The sequence below is a fragment of the Mycobacterium sp. OAS707 genome, from assembly GCF_014873705.1.
In the GTDB taxonomy this organism is placed as follows: Bacteria; Actinomycetota; Actinomycetes; order Mycobacteriales; family Mycobacteriaceae; genus Mycobacterium.
Genome location: NZ_JADBDS010000003.1, coordinates 1,212,730 through 1,227,042, shown reverse-complemented (window position 1 = coordinate 1,227,042; position 14,313 = coordinate 1,212,730). Strand labels below are relative to the sequence as shown.

Here is a 14,313-nt window from a genome sequence, read left to right as displayed (position 1 = left end):
GTTACAGCTTGCGGCCGGTGACGAACGTCGAGAACGAGTCGTCGCCGGTGTCCACCAACTCGACGGCACGGCCCAACCGGCGCATCTCGTCCTGTGAGGTGACAGCCGTTGACTGCCACCCGTGCTCGTTCAGCCAGACAGCGACGTCGGCGCGCTCGGGATCTTCGTAGGTCAACTCCCCGATGTCGAGCGTGCTGTCCACGCCGAACTGTTCGGCGAGCTTGCCGAACCGCTCCCGTATCCGCTCGCGGCGATCCGCGGCGTGAATGCCGACGGTCTCGGCAGAAATGCGACTGCCCGGGGCCGACAGCGCGGTGATGTTCTCGAAGAGCCGGTCCTGCGCGTCGGCCGGCAGGTACATCAGCAGGCCCTCGGCCAGCCATGCGGTCGGTGAACTCGGGTCAAAACCCTTGTCCCGCAACGCTTTCGGCCAGTCGTAGCGCAGATCCATCGGCACTGCGCGGCGCTCGGCCGTCGGCGCGACACCGTCCAGCGTCGCAGCTTTGTACTCCAGCACCTTCGGCTGGTCGATCTCGTAGACCGTGGTGCCCGCGGGCCACGGCAACCGGTAGGCGCGCGAGTCAAGGCCGGACGCCAGGATGACGATCTGACGGATGCCCGCCGCGGCGGCGTCGGTGAAGAACGCGTCGAAGAAGTGGGTGCGGACCGCTTGGTAGGCGCCCATGTGCTCGACGACCGCCGCGACCTCTGGGTCGGCGTCGCCGACCTTGGCGACGAACTGGTCGTCGAGCATGAACTCCCAGATGCCGGTGCCCGCGTTCGCGACAAGGTCCTTGGCGTAGGGGTCGCGAATCAGCGGGTCGTCCCGGTCGGTCTCGGCGGCCCTGGCCGCGGCGACCATGACCGCGGTTGCCCCGACGCTGGTGGCGATGTCCCAGGTGTCGTTCTCGGTGCGCTGCGAGCTCATCGGGCGTCTCCTTCAAGCCGGGCGTGCACGAACACGCTGTCCATCGCTTCTTCGACGAGGTCTTCGGTGGGCGGTCGGCCCAGCCGGGTCATCTCCTCGGCACTGGGCACGGCGTCGACGCGCCAGCCGTGGTCGGCCAGCCAGTCGGCAGCGTCGGCGCGGGCGTCGTCGGTGTACATCAGGGTGTCGACGTCGACGTCCAGGCCCAGACGCTCACGCAGCTGGGCGGTCCGCTCGCGCCGCGCTGCTCGCTTTTCCGGTGAGTACTGCGCGGGGTGCAGGTTGAAGGCCTCGACGGCGATCTGACTGCCTGCGGCGCTGTGCTCGGTGACCAGCTCGAACAACCGATCCTGAGCGTCGCCGGGCAGATACGGCAGCAGGCCCTCGGCCAGCCACGCGGTCGGCCGGGTCGGGTCGAAACCGGCGGCGATCAGGGCGGCGGGCCAGTCGTCACGTAGGTCGACCGCGACGGGAATGCGTCGCGACTTGGCCACCGCGCCGTGAGCGTCCAGGGTCGAGGTCTTGTAGCCGAGCACCTTTGGCTGGTCGATCTCGTACACCGTCGTGCCTGCGGGCCAGTCAAGCCGATACGCCCGCGAGTCCAGCCCCGCGGCCAGGATCACGACCTGACGGATACCGGTGCGGACCGCCGCGGTGAAGTAGCCGTCGAAGTAGTGCGTGCGCACGGCCTGGTAGTTACGGGCCATCTCGTGCAACCGCAGTGCGTGCTCGTCGTCGCGCAGCCAGCTGTCGTCGGCGCTGGCCATCTGCGCCCAGGCGGGCCCGGCCGATGAGGTCAGCAGATAGGCGTAGTCGTCGCGGATCAGCGCGTCAGGGCGGGCGGTTTCCGCGGCCCGTGCCGCAGCAACGCCCAACGCGGTTGCCCCGACACTTTCGGTGATGTCCCAGCTGTCGCCGTCGGTGCGGACGCTGTATTCGCTCAAATCAGTCATATCGTAAGCAATGCTATCTAATAAGTTAGCAGAGCTATACGAAATGTGGGCTACATCACCGCAGGTAAATCGTTATTCGTTCAGATTCCAGAGCTTGTTGGCCATCAACAGCTCGAACTTGTGCACCACCGAGGACAGGTCCTCGTGGCTGCCGACGAAGCCGGCGTAGAAGCCCATCCCCCACATCACCGCCACCAGCATTTCGACCAGGTGGTTGACGTCGGTGTCGGTAGTGAGCTCACCTCGCTTGATTGCGTCCTCGACGGCCCAGGTCATGAACTCGCGCGACGCCCGCATCGAGTCGTGCTCGTCGTTGCTCAGCTCCGGATGGCGTTGCGACTCCAGCACCGAGGTGACGAGAAATGCTGCCGCAGAACGCTCTTCGGACTCTGCCTGCATCACTGCCGAGAAGAACGCGGACAGCCGCGCCAGCAGACTGGTCTCGGCCTGGGCCCGCGACATCCCCGCGCTAACTACCAAAGCGTTCGTTTGCTCGACGACTTCGCTCCACAGCACGCGTTTACTGGCGAAATAATGGTTAATGGCGGGACGCGTGAGATCGGCGCGGATGGCGATCGCCTGGAAGGTGGCGGCGTCATAGCCAAGTTCGCTGAAGACCTCACGAGCCGCTTGTACGATGCGCTCTCGCGTTTCAGCAGCCTTCGCTGCGGGCGGGCGACCGGGTCCTCGACTCGCGGTATGTTGCGGCACGGTCAAATTGTGCCACAGCTCACTTGTCGATTTACCCTTGCGCTCAATTCCGGCCTGATTGGCATGTCGACCCAGCAAATTCGCGGCGCCCGGCAAGCCGACCCTTCGACCGCGACCTTGGCGATAGCACTGAACCGGAGACAGGCCGTCGAACTATGGTGCTGGGGTGGCGAGCGTCGTATCGCGGGAGTCGTACTTCGATGTCGGCCTCGAAGTGCTGTCCGATCTGGGCTACGGCGGGCTGAAGCTCGCCGAGGTCTGCAACCGGCTCGGCGTCACGACCGGGTCGTTTTATCACTACTTTCCGGGCTGGCCCGCCTACACCAAGGAACTCGTTGCGCACTGGATGCAGCGGCAGACCGTGCAGATCATCGAGAGGGTGCGCGCTGAGCAGGATCCGCGCCGGCGGATCGACACGCTCATCGCAGAGGGGTTGTCCCTTCCGCACGGCGCCGAAGCCGCCATCCGCGTGTGGAGTTCGGTCGATGCCGAGGTGTACTCCATCCAGGCCGCGGTGGACCAGCAGCGCTTCGACATCATGTACGAGTCGGCCTTCGAGATCCTGCACAACAAGCGACAGGCGCAAATCTTCGCAGCGTGGGGGGTGTACGTGCTCGTCGGTTACGAGCAGGCGGCCCTGCCGCGGGACGCCGCGGCGCTGGAGTGGATCGCGGGCCAGCTCACCGACGCACTCGACTCCGGCCGGTTCGCGTCTGTGCCAGACGGTGAGTAGCGCGATTGCCCTCTGAAACGGCCGCTGTGCTGCGACACGTGCTTGACCGTCTGCGCGCCCGCGACCCGGAGTTCGACGCACTGCGCCGCGCCTTGCGGGCCGCGGTCGTCGTGCCCAGCGCGGCGGCGGTGAGCTTCGCGGTCGGCGGCGGGTCGCAGACACCGCTGTTCACCATCTTCGGCTCGGTGGCGCTGCTGATACTCGTCGACTTCCCCGGCAACCGTCCCGCGCGAGCGCTGGCCTACTGCGGCTTGGGTTTCAACGGGGCGGTGCTGATCACGCTGGGCACGCTTGTCGCGCCCTACCCGTGGCTGAGCGTGGCGCTGATGTTCGTGCTCGGCGTTGCGGTCATCTTCGCCGGAGTGCTCAGCGAAATCGTCGCGGCTGGTCAACGTGCCACGTTGCTGATGTTCGTGCTGCCTGCCTGCACCCCGGTCGGCCCACTGCCGGAGCGCCTGTTGGGCTGGCTGATCGCGCTTGCGCTGTGCGTCCCTGCGGCGCTGTTTCTGTTCCCCCCGCGACATCACGACGAGTTGCGCGCCTACGCGGCACGCGTCTGCAACCGGCTCGCCGATCGACTCGAGGGCACCGGGTCGGGCCGCGAAGTCACCAAGGCGATGAACGCGCTCGACGCCGCCTTCCTCGGCGCCGACTACCGGCCGGTCGCGTTGACCGCGGGCAGTCGCGCGCTCGTCCGGGTGGTCGACGACCTCGGTTGGCTCTCCGACCGGATCACCGACGACACCGGTCAGATGATGGGGGCGGTCAAGCAGCCCGCGGTGCGGGTGCTGCGGGATTCCGCTGCGGTGCTGCGGCTACGCAGCGTGTCCGCTCGGGTGGAGCGCAGCGCCGACCTTCGCGAAGCGCTGACCGAGCTGCGGTCGGTCGCCCAAGGCCACTGGCGCGAGGACCTCACCGAATTGCTCGGCGAATCCAGCGACACAGCCGCTGTCGAGGTCGGCCGTAATCTGTTGAACCGCCGCACAATCGCGGCGACGGTCGCGGTGACCGGGCGGATCATCCGCAATGCCGCGGCCGCGGATGCGCGACCGGTATGGGCGCGCGTGCTTGGCCGTCGTCTGCCGGAGACCGGCGCCGCTGATTGGGTGATGCCCGAAACCGTTGCGGTCACTGCGATCACCAAAGGCTTTCTCGCCACCAAAGCGGTGGTGCTGCGCAACAGCCTGCGCACCGGACTCGGGTTGGCGCTTGCCGTTGCGGTGACTCACATCTTCCCGGTGGAGCACGGGTTCTGGGTGGTGCTCGGCGCGATGTCCGTGTTGCGCAGCAGTGCGCTGACGACCGGAACGCGCGTGGTCAGAGCGGTGGCGGGCACAGCGGTCGGGTTCGTACTGGGCGCGGTGGTCATCGAGTTGCTCGGCATGGATCCCGTTGTGCTGTGGATGCTGCTGCCGATCGTCGCGTTCGGCTCGGCCTACGTGCCGGAGGTGTACTCCTTCGTCGCCGGGCAGGCCGCGTTCACGATGATGGTGCTGATCAACTTCAACCTGATCGTTCCGACGGGCTGGAAGGTGGGGCTGATCCGGGTCGAGGATGTCGTCGTCGGCGCATTGGTGGGCATCGTGGTTTCGGTGTTGCTGTGGCCGCGAGGCGCCTCGTCCGCGGTGTCGAAGGCCGTCGAGGATGCTCGCGCCGTCGGCGCAAAGTTCTTGAAGCAGGCCGTGTTACGGGTGACCCGCGGCGCCTCCGAAGACGCGACCGATCGGGTGATCGCGCTCAGCCATCAAGGGCTGCAGGCGTCTCGCACCGTGGATGATGCTGTGCGGCAATATCTTTCGGAGAACGGCGGGACGACGGAGCTGCGCGGGCCGGTGGTGCGGGCCGCCAACCGGGCGGTTCGCGTGCGCGCCGCGGCAGAGCTGATCGCCGACGTCGTGCCGCCGCCGCTTGAGCCGTACCCACGGACCCGCGAGGTACTCGAGGCCCACACCTCAGCGATCTGTGCGCGCCTGACCGGCGATCCGCGCCGCAAGCTCGAATCGATCAGCGACGACTTCGTGCTCGCGTTGCGCGCCGACGCCACCGAAGACGAACTCGCGATCTCCGCGGCGCTGCCGTTGACCGCCGTGGCCGCGCACCTCGGTGAGCTCGAACTGCTGTACGCGCAGCCGGTAGCGTCAGCCCGATGAGCGACGTCGTCGTGCTCGGCTCGGGTTTCGCCGGCCTGTGGGCGGCGCTCGGTGCCGCGCGGCGAGTCGACGAACTCGGCGCCACCGACATTGCGATCACCGTGTTGAGTTCGCAGCCGTACCACGACATCCGGGTGCGCAACTACGAGGCCGATCTGACGCCGTGCCGCGTTCCGCTGACCGAGGTGCTCGACCCCGTCGGCGTCGAACACCTCACGGCGGACGTGACGGCGATCCACCCGGCGTCGCACACCGTGACGAGTTCTGCCGGCACCCACACCTACGACCGCCTCGTGGTCGCGCTGGGTAGCCGGGTGGTGAAGCCCGACATCCCCGGTCTTCAGGAATTCGGCTTCGACGTCGACACCTACGACGGCGCGATGCGGCTGCAGCGGCATCTGGCCGGGCTCGCCAGTGCCGCAACGAATTCCGCGAGCACGGCTGTGGTCGTCGGCGCCGGATTGACGGGCATCGAGACCGCCTGCGAACTGCCGTCGCGGCTGGCGTCGCTGTTCCCCGACACCGCGCCGCGGGTCGTGCTCGTCGACCGCAACCCGCACGTCGGGTCGGACATGGGCGCATCGGCCCGACCGGTGATCGAGGCGGCGCTCGACACGCTCGGGGTGCAGACCCGGCTCGGAGTCGGCGTCACGGCGGTGGATGCGAATGGGGTGACGCTGTCGACCGGCGAGGTGCTGCCCACCTCGACCGTGGTGTGGTGTGCGGGCATGCGCGCCAACCCGTTGACGGCCGACCTCGGTGTGCCTCGTGATCGGCTTGGCCGCCTCCCGGTCGACGACTATCTGCGCGTCATCGGCGTTGCGGACATATTCGCCGCAGGCGACGTCGCCTCGGCGCGAATGGACGACGCGCACCTGTCGGTGATGTCCTGCCAGCACGGCAGGCCGATGGGTCGGTACGCCGGATACAACGTGATCGTCGATCTGCTCGACGAGCCACTGCTTTCGCTTCGAATCCCTTGGTATGTAACGGTTTTGGATTTGGGGCCCGCCGGTGCCGTGTACACCGAGGGCTGGGACCGCCAGGTCGTCGCCAGCGGGGCCGAAGCCAAGGCCACCAAGATGACCATCAACGGCCGGCGAATCTATCCGCCGCTCGACGGTGACCGCGACGCGATCCTGGCCGCCGCCGCGCCGACACTGCAGACGCGGCCAAGCGCCGAGGGGTAGCCGGCCTCACATCCGCGAATAGCGGCTCAGCGCGAAGCTGTAGCAACCGTATGCGGCAAAACCCAACGCCGCGCACAGAACCAGCACAGTGCCGTTGGGCCCGTGCCCGAGCGTCTTGACCGCACCGTCGAGTCCGGTCGCTTTGGACGGGTCGGCTCGCACCGCCGCGACGACCACCAGGGCGCCTGCGCCGGCGAGCACGAGACCTTCGGCGACATAGCCGAAAACCCCGAGCGTGGTGACGACGGTGCCCGGTGAGACCTTGAGGTCATTGCAGAATCGGCGTGATGCGCCCTTGAACGCGAAGTAGCACCCGATCACGAGAATCACCAAACCGACGACCACGAGAACGGCCTTGCCTTCTGGTGATCGCATCAGCCGTGCGCTCAGTCCCGCGTTCTCGGCGGCGCCGGACTTGCGCCTGCCCAGCGCGAATTGCACGGCGGTGACGCCCACTGCGGTGTACACGACGGCGAGGCCCAGCGCCTTGAGCCGATTCGGCCATCGGAAATCTTTCGGATCGGCCCGGCGCCCGCGGTGCTCGCCGGGGTGTAAGCCCAGGATCGTTTCGGCGATGCGCCACAACGTCAACGGAATCAAGGCGATCGCGGTAGCCCACAACGCGACGTTGCCTCCGGCGGTCATCGCGACCGCCCGCAGCGCGCCCGTCTGGTCGGCATCACCGCCCGAGCCCAACGCGATCCGCACGATGAGGTACGCGATCAACAGATGCAGTAGCCCGCTGATCACATAACCAATGCGTGCCGCGACATGCGCGTAGGGGTGATCGACGGCGGAACGGACGACGTCCGCCGGTCGGGCGGTGTGTGCCACGGACGGTCAGATCCCGGGCTACAGGCCGCGTCGGCGCGGTCGAAACGCGTCCTTGACCTTTTCGGCCGCACCCTTGAGGTGCGCCGCCCGTTCGTCGAACCTGCCCTGGGCTTCCAACTCGGGGTCGTTGGTCGCTCGCCCCACTGCGGCCTTGGCCTTGCCCCGCAGCTGATCCAACTTGTTCCTGGCTTTATTGGCACCACTCATGCCACGGGGGTTACCCATTTCGGGCGACGGCTAGCGCAGCGGCCGATGCGGCATCAGCGCGTTGGGCGGGATTGCGCCGAACTTGCCTGCCTGAAAGTCGTCCATCGCCTGGATCAGTTCGGCCTTGGAGTTCATCACGAACGGGCCGTACTGGACGACGGGTTCGCGAATCGGCTTGCCGCCCAAGATCAGAACCTCGAGCGCGGGCCTGCGCGACTCCTGGGTGGGGTCAGCCGTGACGCTGATCCGGTCGCCAGGGCCGAACACGGCCAGCTGACCTTGATGGACCGGATGGCCGACGGGTCCGACCGCACCGCGGCCCGACAACACGTAGACCAACGCGTTGAAGTCCCGGTTCCACGGCAGACTCAGCCGCGCGCCAGGCTCAATCGTCGCGTGCGCCAACGTGATCGGCGTGTGAGTGGCACCCGGGCCCTGATGCCCGTCGACGTTGCCGGCGATGATGCGGACCAGCGCGCCGCCGTCGTCCGACGACAGCAGCCTGACCTCGTTGCCCTCGATGGCCTGGTACTTCGGCGCCGCGAACTTGTCCTTGCGCGGCAGGTTCACCCACAGCTGGACGCCGTGGAACACGCCGCCGCTCTCGACCAGTTCGACGGGCGGGGTTTCGATGTGCAGGATGCCCGACCCGGCCGTCATCCACTGGGTGGCGCCGTCGGTGATCAGGCCGCCGCCGCCATGCGAATCCTGATGCGCGAAGCGGCCGTCGATCATGTAGGTGACGGTCTCGAAGCCGCGGTGCGGATGCCAGTCGGTGCCCCTGGGCTCGCCCGGCTGGTACTCGATCTCGCCCATCTGGTCCATGTGCACGAAGGGGTCGAGGTCGGCCGCGCTCACTCCCGCGAACGCCCGAACCACGGGGAAGCCTTCGCCCTCGTAGCCGTGGGGGCCGGTGGTGATGGAGCGCACCGGACGCTCGGTTTCGCTCGGCGCTGGCGCAGAGATGCGCGGCAGGGTGAGCGTGTCAGCGGTGATAGCAGGCATGACACGATTAACCGGACTGCGGTCCGATTAATTCCCGAGGGCGTTCAGCGCGGCGGCCCTGGCGTCCGCCGCGCTTGCGGCGCCGAGCACCGCGTCGGCCGCATCCCGGCACTGCTGCAGCGTGACCTGGGCGAGCTTCGCGCCGACACCCTGGATCGCCGCGGCGGCAGCAGACAGCGAGGTAACGCCAAGGCCGGTCAGCACGCACGCCAGCAGCGGGTCGGCGGCCGCCTCGCCGCACACGCCTACGGGCTTGCCCGCCTTGGCGCCTGCCCGCACCGCCATGGCCACCAGTGCCAGCACGGCCGGCTGCCACGGATCGGTCAGCGTGGCGAGGTCGGCCGACATCCGGTCGGCGGCCATCGTGTACTGGGCCAGGTCGTTGGTGCCGATCGACAGGAAGTCGACGTGGTCGAGGATCCGGTCGGCCAACAGTGCGGCGGCAGGCACCTCGATCATCACCCCGGCCGTCAGCCCGTGCGAACGTGCCTTGGCGGCAAAGCTTTCCGCTTCCTGCGCGGTCGCGATCATCGGGGCCATCACCCAGGGCTGGTTGCCGGTGCGCTGAGCCGCCGTCGCGATGGCCTGCAATTGGCGATCGAGCAGTCCTGGGTTGCGTTCGGCGATTCGAATGCCGCGCACCCCGAGTGCGGGGTTGGCCTCGTCGGGATGGCCGACGAATTTCAACGGCTTGTCCGATCCGGCGTCCAGCGTGCGGATCACCACCTTGCGACCCGAAAACGCCTGTAGCACTTCGGCATAGATGCCGGCCTGCTCGTCGACGGTGGGCTCGGTGTCCCGATTGAGAAAGCACAGTTCGGTGCGGAACAGCCCGACGCCCTCGGCAGGCGTCTGCGTCGCGGCGCGGGCCGCGGCGCCGTCTTGCACATTGGCCAGCACGGTGACGGCGTGCCCATCGGCAGTGGCGCCGGGACCCGACCAGTGCGCCGCCCGTTCGGCCTCGCGCTGCGCCGCGGCGACGGCCTCGCTCGCGGCGGCGTGATCCGGCGACACCGTCACCGTGCCACGGGTACCGTCGACGAGGACTCTGGTTCCGGCCGTGACGTCGTCGAGGCCGTCGACGGCAACGACACACGGGATGCCAAGCTGCCGGGCGATGATCGCGGTGTGGCTGGTCGGGCCGCCCAGCGTCGTGGCAAGGGCGACAACCAGATTCGGATCGAGACCCGCGGTGTCGGCGGGCGCGAGATCCTCCGCGCACAAGATCGAAGGAAGCTCGGGCAATGGTACGCCGGGCTCCGGCAGCCCTGACAGTTCGGCGATGACCCGGTCGCGGATGTCGCGCAGATCGGTGACGCGCTCGGCCATCAGCCCGCCGAGTTGGGTGAACATGTCGACGAACTGCTCAACCGCTGCGACCACCGCCGAGACGGCAGGCGTGCCCTCCTTGATCCGCTTCTCCGCGGCGCCCAACCATGCGCGGTCCTGTGCCAGGGCCGCGGTGGCGGCGAGCACCTCCGACGCGGCACCGGTCGCGTGGCCGGCGCGGTCCCGCAATCGGTTGGCCACCGCGGTGGCTGCTGCCGCGAACCGTGCGGCTTCGGCGGGGCGGTCGGCTTCCGCTATCTGCGCCTGGCTCCCGACGTCGACCGCGGGCAACCGGCCAGGCCGGATCACCGGGGCGTACTGAACACCGGGAACCACCGGAACGCCATGCAGAACGGTGCCCACTGCCGGGAGTGAGGTAGGCGGGGAAGAAGCGGTCATGTGAACCAGGTTACAAGAATATCTTGACAAGTCAACACGAACAGTAGTAAAACCAACTATATCCACACCAATACGGACTCAAAACCACACATCCGGCAGTCACCGAAACGGAGCCCCATGTACGCCGAAGAGCGTCAGCAAGCGATCGCCTCCCTGGTGATCTCGCGCGGCCGCGCCTCGGTGACCGAGCTGGCGCAGGCCTACGACGTCACCACCGAAACGGTGCGCCGCGATCTCGCCGTGCTGGACAAGGCGGGCGTGCTGCGGCGCGTGCACGGCGGCGCCGTGCCCGTGCGTGCACTGCACCTGGTCGAACCAGGCGTCGGTGAGCGCGAGACCACCCGCGCCGAACACAAGGACGCGATCGCCGCGGCCGCCACCGACTTCTTCCCGCTCGGCGGGGCCAGCGTGCTGCTGGATGCGGGGACCACGACCGCGCGCATCGCGGCGCTCGTGCCCGCCGACCGCGATCTGGTCGTCGTGACCAACTCCGTGCCCATCGCCGCCCGGCTCGCGGCCATGCCCTCGGTATCCCTGCAGCTGCTCGGCGGCCGCGTGCGCGGCCTGACGCAGGCGGCGGTCGGCGAGCAGACCCTGCGCGTCCTCGACACCCTGCGCGTCGACGTCGCGTTCATCGGCACCAATGCGCTCAGCGTGCGCCACGGGCTCTCCACGCCCGACAGCGACGAGGCCGCGGTCAAGCGTGCCATGGTCCGGGCAGCCAATTATGTAGTGGTAGCCGCTGATTCGTCGAAGGTCGGCCGCGAGGACTTCGTCAGCTTCGCCCCGATCTCCAGCGTCGACACTCTGATCACCGACTCTGAGATCAGCGCTGCCGATCGCGACGAACTGACCAACAGCGGCGTGGAAGTGGTGGTCGCGTGATCGTCACCGTCACTCCCAACCCGAGCATCGACCGCACGGTCACCCTGACGGGCCCCCTCACTCGCGGTGCGGTACACCGAGTTTCGTCGGTGACCTCCGAGCCAGGCGGTAAGGGGGTCAACGTCGCACGGGCCCTGACGCTGGCCGGGCTCGACACCGTCGCGGTGCTGCCCGCTCCCGCCAACGACCCACTGATCAGTGCGCTCACCGCCAGCGCCTTGCCGTTCAACTGTGTACCGACCGAGGGCGCGGTGCGCACCAATCTCGCCATCACCGAACATGACGGCACCACAACGAAAGTCAACGAGCCCGGCGCCCCCCTCGACGCCGCCGCCCTCGATGCGTTGACCACTGCGGTGCTCGCCGCCGCGGAGTCCGCGTCATGGGTGGTGCTGTCGGGTTCGCTGCCACCCGGCGTCCCCGACCACTGGTATGCCGACATGACCGCGCTGCTCGCGCCGTACCCGTGCCGGGTCGCCGTCGACACCTCGGATGCTCCACTCACCTCGCTCGTCGAGGCACTGCACCGCGGCGCCCCCGACCTGGTCAAGCCGAATGCCGAGGAGCTCGCCGGGGTCCTCGGCTACTCGCCACGCGCGCTGGAAGCCGCAGTGGCCCAAGGTGATCCAGAGCCCGTCGTCAACGCGGCGCAACAGCTCGTCGACCGCGGGGTGGGTGCCGTGCTCGCCACTCTCGGGGCCGCAGGAGCAGTGCTGGTCGACGAGACGGGTAGCTGGATGGCTGCGCCACCCCCCGTCGTCGCGCGCAGCACCGTGGGTGCCGGTGACGCCTCACTGGCCGGCTATCTCCGCGCAGATGTGGGCGGCGCCGTCCCGCCCGAACGGCTGCAGATGGCAGTCGCATACGGCGGCGCTGCCGCTGCCCTGCCAGGATCCGCGCTCCCAAGGCCCGCGCAGATCGACCTCAGCTCCGTCCGAGTGACACCGATTGCTCCCAACACGAAAGTATCGCCATGACAACCACATTGCCGATCATCAACACAGATCTGGTCCTGCTCGATATCGATGCGGGCGGAGACAAGCAGGCGGTCATCGGCCGACTGGTCAGCCGGCTCGCCGACGCGGGCCGGACGCACGACACCGACGGGCTGATCGCCGCGGCGATGGCGCGTGAGGAGCAGTCGGCAACCGGGCTGCCCGGCGGTATCGCGATCCCGCACTGCCGATCGCCGTACGTCGAGACCGCCTCGATCGGCTTCGCACGGCTCAGGCCGGCCGTCGACTTCGGCGCACCCGACGGACCAGCCGACCTGGCGTTCCTGATCGCCGCGCCGGAAGCAGGCGGGGCCGAGCACATGAAGCTGCTGTCCAGCCTGGCCCGCGCCCTGGTGCGCAAGGACTTCGTCGAGTCGCTGCGCAACGCGACGACACCCGGCGAGATCGTGGAACTGGTCGACGGCGTGGTCAACGCGACACCCGAAAAGCCCAAGCCCGCAGCCGAACCCGATAAGGCCGCGGCGAAGACGTTGGTCGCCGTGACCGCATGCCCGACGGGCATCGCGCACACCTACATGGCCGCCGACTCCCTGGTCGCCGCCGCGAAGAAGGTTGGCGCGACGCTGCATGTGGAGACGCAGGGGTCGTCTGGCAGCACACCGCTGTCGCCGTCGACCATCGCCGAGGCCGACGCGGTCATCTTCGCCACCGACGTCGGCGTCAAGGACAGGCAGCGATTCGCGGGCAAGCCAGTCGTCGCGTCCGGCGTCAAACGCGCCATCAACGAGCCCGACAAGATGGTGGCCGAAGCCCTTGCCGCTGCGGACAATCCGAGCGCGGCGCGCGTGCAAGGCGACGCCGGCTCTCCCGCCGCCGCTGCAGCCCCTGCGGGCGGTGTCGGCTGGGGCACCCGGTTGCGCCAGATCCTGCTGACCGGCGTGAGCTACATGATCCCGTTCGTCGCTGCTGGCGGCCTGCTGATCGCGCTCGGTTTCCTGTTCGCCGGCTACGACATCGCCAACAAACCCGACGGTGCCACACAGTCGCTCGGCAACATCATCGCGACAAGCAACTCGCTGACCAACCTGCCGTCGGGCGGCTTCACGCAGTATCTCGGCGCCGTGCTGTTCTCCCTTGGCGGACTTGCATTTTCATTCCTGGTGCCGGCACTGGCTGGCTACATCTCGTTCGCGATCGCGGACCGTCCCGGCATTGCACCGGGGTTCACCGCGGGCGCAGTCGCGGTGATGGTCGGGGGCGGCTTCATCGGCGGCATCGTCGGCGGCCTGATCGCCGGGTTCGCAGCGCTGTGGATCAGTCGCATCGCCGTGCCGCAATGGGCCAGAGGGCTGATGCCCGTGGTCGTGATTCCGCTGTTCGCGTCGCTGGTCGTCGGCCTGTTGATGTTCATGTTGCTCGGCCGTCCCCTGGCCGCCATCACTTCGGGTCTGACCCACTGGCTGGGCAGCATGACCGGCACGTCGGTGATCATTCTCGGCATCGTGCTCGGCCTGATGATGTGCTTCGACCTGGGTGGCCCGGTGAACAAGGCGGCCTACGCGTTTGCGACCGCCGGTCTCAACGTCGCCGATCCCTCGTCGTTGCGAATCATGGCCGCGGTGATGGCCGCCGGCATGGTCCCGCCGCTGGCGATGGCGCTGGCCTCAACGATCCGCCCCGGCCTGTTCACCGAGCCTGAGCGGGAAAATGGAAGGGCCGCTTGGCTTCTCGGAGCGTCGTTCATCTCCGAGGGCGCCATCCCGTTCGCGGCGGCCGACCCGCTGCGCGTCATCCCGTCGATGATGTTCGGTGGAGCCATCACGGGCGCGCTGATCATGGCGTTCGACGTCACGCTGAAGGCTCCGCACGGCGGCATCTTCGTGTTCTTCGCCATCGGCCATCTGCTGTGGTTCCTCGTCGCCCTGGCAGTCGGGACCGTCGCAGGTGCATTGGTCGTCATCGCCGCCAAGGAGTTCATCAAGTCCGGCGCCAAGTCCGAGGACACCCCGGCCCTGGCCACCGCTTAACCCACA

At 68.2% G+C, this 14,313-nt stretch carries 13 protein-coding genes; 6 read left to right on the top strand and 7 right to left on the bottom strand.

Going from position 1 to position 14,313, the window contains the following annotated elements:
* Window position 1 precedes the first annotated feature (1 nt).
* The 3 genes from GGC64_RS24225 to GGC64_RS24215 form a co-directional block, all read right to left on the bottom strand.
* Complete coding sequence (locus GGC64_RS24225) at window positions 2–928, bottom strand: SAM-dependent methyltransferase (RefSeq protein WP_192725023.1); 927 nt, start codon at window positions 926–928, stop codon at window positions 2–4.
* On the bottom strand, window positions 925–1,881 hold the full coding sequence (locus GGC64_RS24220) for an SAM-dependent methyltransferase (RefSeq protein WP_192725022.1): 957 nt from the start codon (window positions 1,879–1,881) through the stop codon (window positions 925–927). The genes GGC64_RS24225 and GGC64_RS24220 overlap by 4 nt, the downstream gene beginning before the upstream one ends.
* Window positions 1,882–1,953: 72 nt before the next feature.
* The gene (locus tag GGC64_RS24215; RefSeq protein ID WP_192725272.1) at window positions 1,954–2,592 is read right to left on the bottom strand and encodes a TetR/AcrR family transcriptional regulator; all 639 of its coding nucleotides are present in this window, start codon (window positions 2,590–2,592) and stop codon (window positions 1,954–1,956) included.
* Between the two features lie 166 nt (window positions 2,593–2,758).
* Between GGC64_RS24215 and GGC64_RS24210 the strand changes: the two genes are divergently transcribed.
* The 3 genes from GGC64_RS24210 to GGC64_RS24200 are packed head-to-tail and all read left to right on the top strand — an operon-like array spanning window position 2,759 to window position 6,665.
* Window positions 2,759–3,325 (top strand): TetR/AcrR family transcriptional regulator, encoded by a 567-nt coding sequence (locus tag GGC64_RS24210; protein ID WP_192725021.1) that lies wholly within the window; start codon window positions 2,759–2,761, stop codon window positions 3,323–3,325.
* A 38-nt stretch (window positions 3,326–3,363) separates the two neighbouring features.
* Window positions 3,364–5,475 carry an FUSC family protein gene (locus GGC64_RS24205; protein ID WP_192725020.1) on the top strand — a complete coding sequence of 704 codons (2,112 nt, stop codon included), beginning with the start codon at window positions 3,364–3,366 and terminating at the stop codon, window positions 5,473–5,475.
* A complete protein-coding gene (locus GGC64_RS24200; protein WP_192725019.1) occupies window positions 5,472–6,665 on the top strand; it encodes an NAD(P)/FAD-dependent oxidoreductase in 1,194 nt (397 codons plus the stop codon). The genes GGC64_RS24205 and GGC64_RS24200 overlap by 4 nt, the downstream gene beginning before the upstream one ends.
* Before the next feature lie 6 nt (window positions 6,666–6,671).
* On the opposite strand, the gene GGC64_RS24195 is transcribed toward GGC64_RS24200, so the two are convergent.
* From GGC64_RS24195 to ptsP, 4 genes are read right to left on the bottom strand one after another with little or no spacing between them, the layout of a single operon-like run.
* Window positions 6,672–7,499, bottom strand: a complete 828-nt coding sequence (locus GGC64_RS24195; RefSeq protein WP_192725018.1) for a DUF1206 domain-containing protein — start codon at window positions 7,497–7,499, stop codon at window positions 6,672–6,674.
* 18 nt (window positions 7,500–7,517) lie between these two features.
* Window positions 7,518–7,706: a CsbD family protein gene (locus GGC64_RS24190; RefSeq protein ID WP_192725017.1), complete on the bottom strand. Its 189-nt coding sequence runs from the start codon at window positions 7,704–7,706 to the stop codon at window positions 7,518–7,520.
* A 30-nt stretch (window positions 7,707–7,736) separates the two neighbouring features.
* Window positions 7,737–8,711: a pirin family protein gene (locus GGC64_RS24185; RefSeq protein WP_192725016.1), complete on the bottom strand. Its 975-nt coding sequence runs from the start codon at window positions 8,709–8,711 to the stop codon at window positions 7,737–7,739.
* Between the two features lie 27 nt (window positions 8,712–8,738).
* Window positions 8,739–10,439 carry a phosphoenolpyruvate--protein phosphotransferase gene (ptsP, locus tag GGC64_RS24180; protein ID WP_192725015.1) on the bottom strand — a complete coding sequence of 567 codons (1,701 nt, stop codon included), beginning with the start codon at window positions 10,437–10,439 and terminating at the stop codon, window positions 8,739–8,741.
* Window positions 10,440–10,556: 117 nt separating this feature from the next.
* Here ptsP and GGC64_RS24175 point away from each other — a divergent pair, with 117 nt between their 5' ends.
* The 3 genes from GGC64_RS24175 to GGC64_RS24165 are packed head-to-tail and all read left to right on the top strand — an operon-like array spanning window position 10,557 to window position 14,307.
* On the top strand, window positions 10,557–11,324 hold the full coding sequence (locus GGC64_RS24175) for a DeoR/GlpR family DNA-binding transcription regulator (protein WP_192725014.1): 768 nt from the start codon (window positions 10,557–10,559) through the stop codon (window positions 11,322–11,324).
* Entirely contained in the window at window positions 11,321–12,301 is a 981-nt protein-coding gene (locus GGC64_RS24170; RefSeq protein ID WP_192725013.1) for a 1-phosphofructokinase family hexose kinase, read from the top strand. The genes GGC64_RS24175 and GGC64_RS24170 overlap by 4 nt, the downstream gene beginning before the upstream one ends.
* Window positions 12,298–14,307 carry a fructose-specific PTS transporter subunit EIIC gene (locus tag GGC64_RS24165; protein WP_192725012.1) on the top strand — a complete coding sequence of 670 codons (2,010 nt, stop codon included), beginning with the start codon at window positions 12,298–12,300 and terminating at the stop codon, window positions 14,305–14,307. Before GGC64_RS24170 ends, GGC64_RS24165 begins: the two co-directional genes overlap by 4 nt.
* Window positions 14,308–14,313 lie beyond the last annotated feature (6 nt).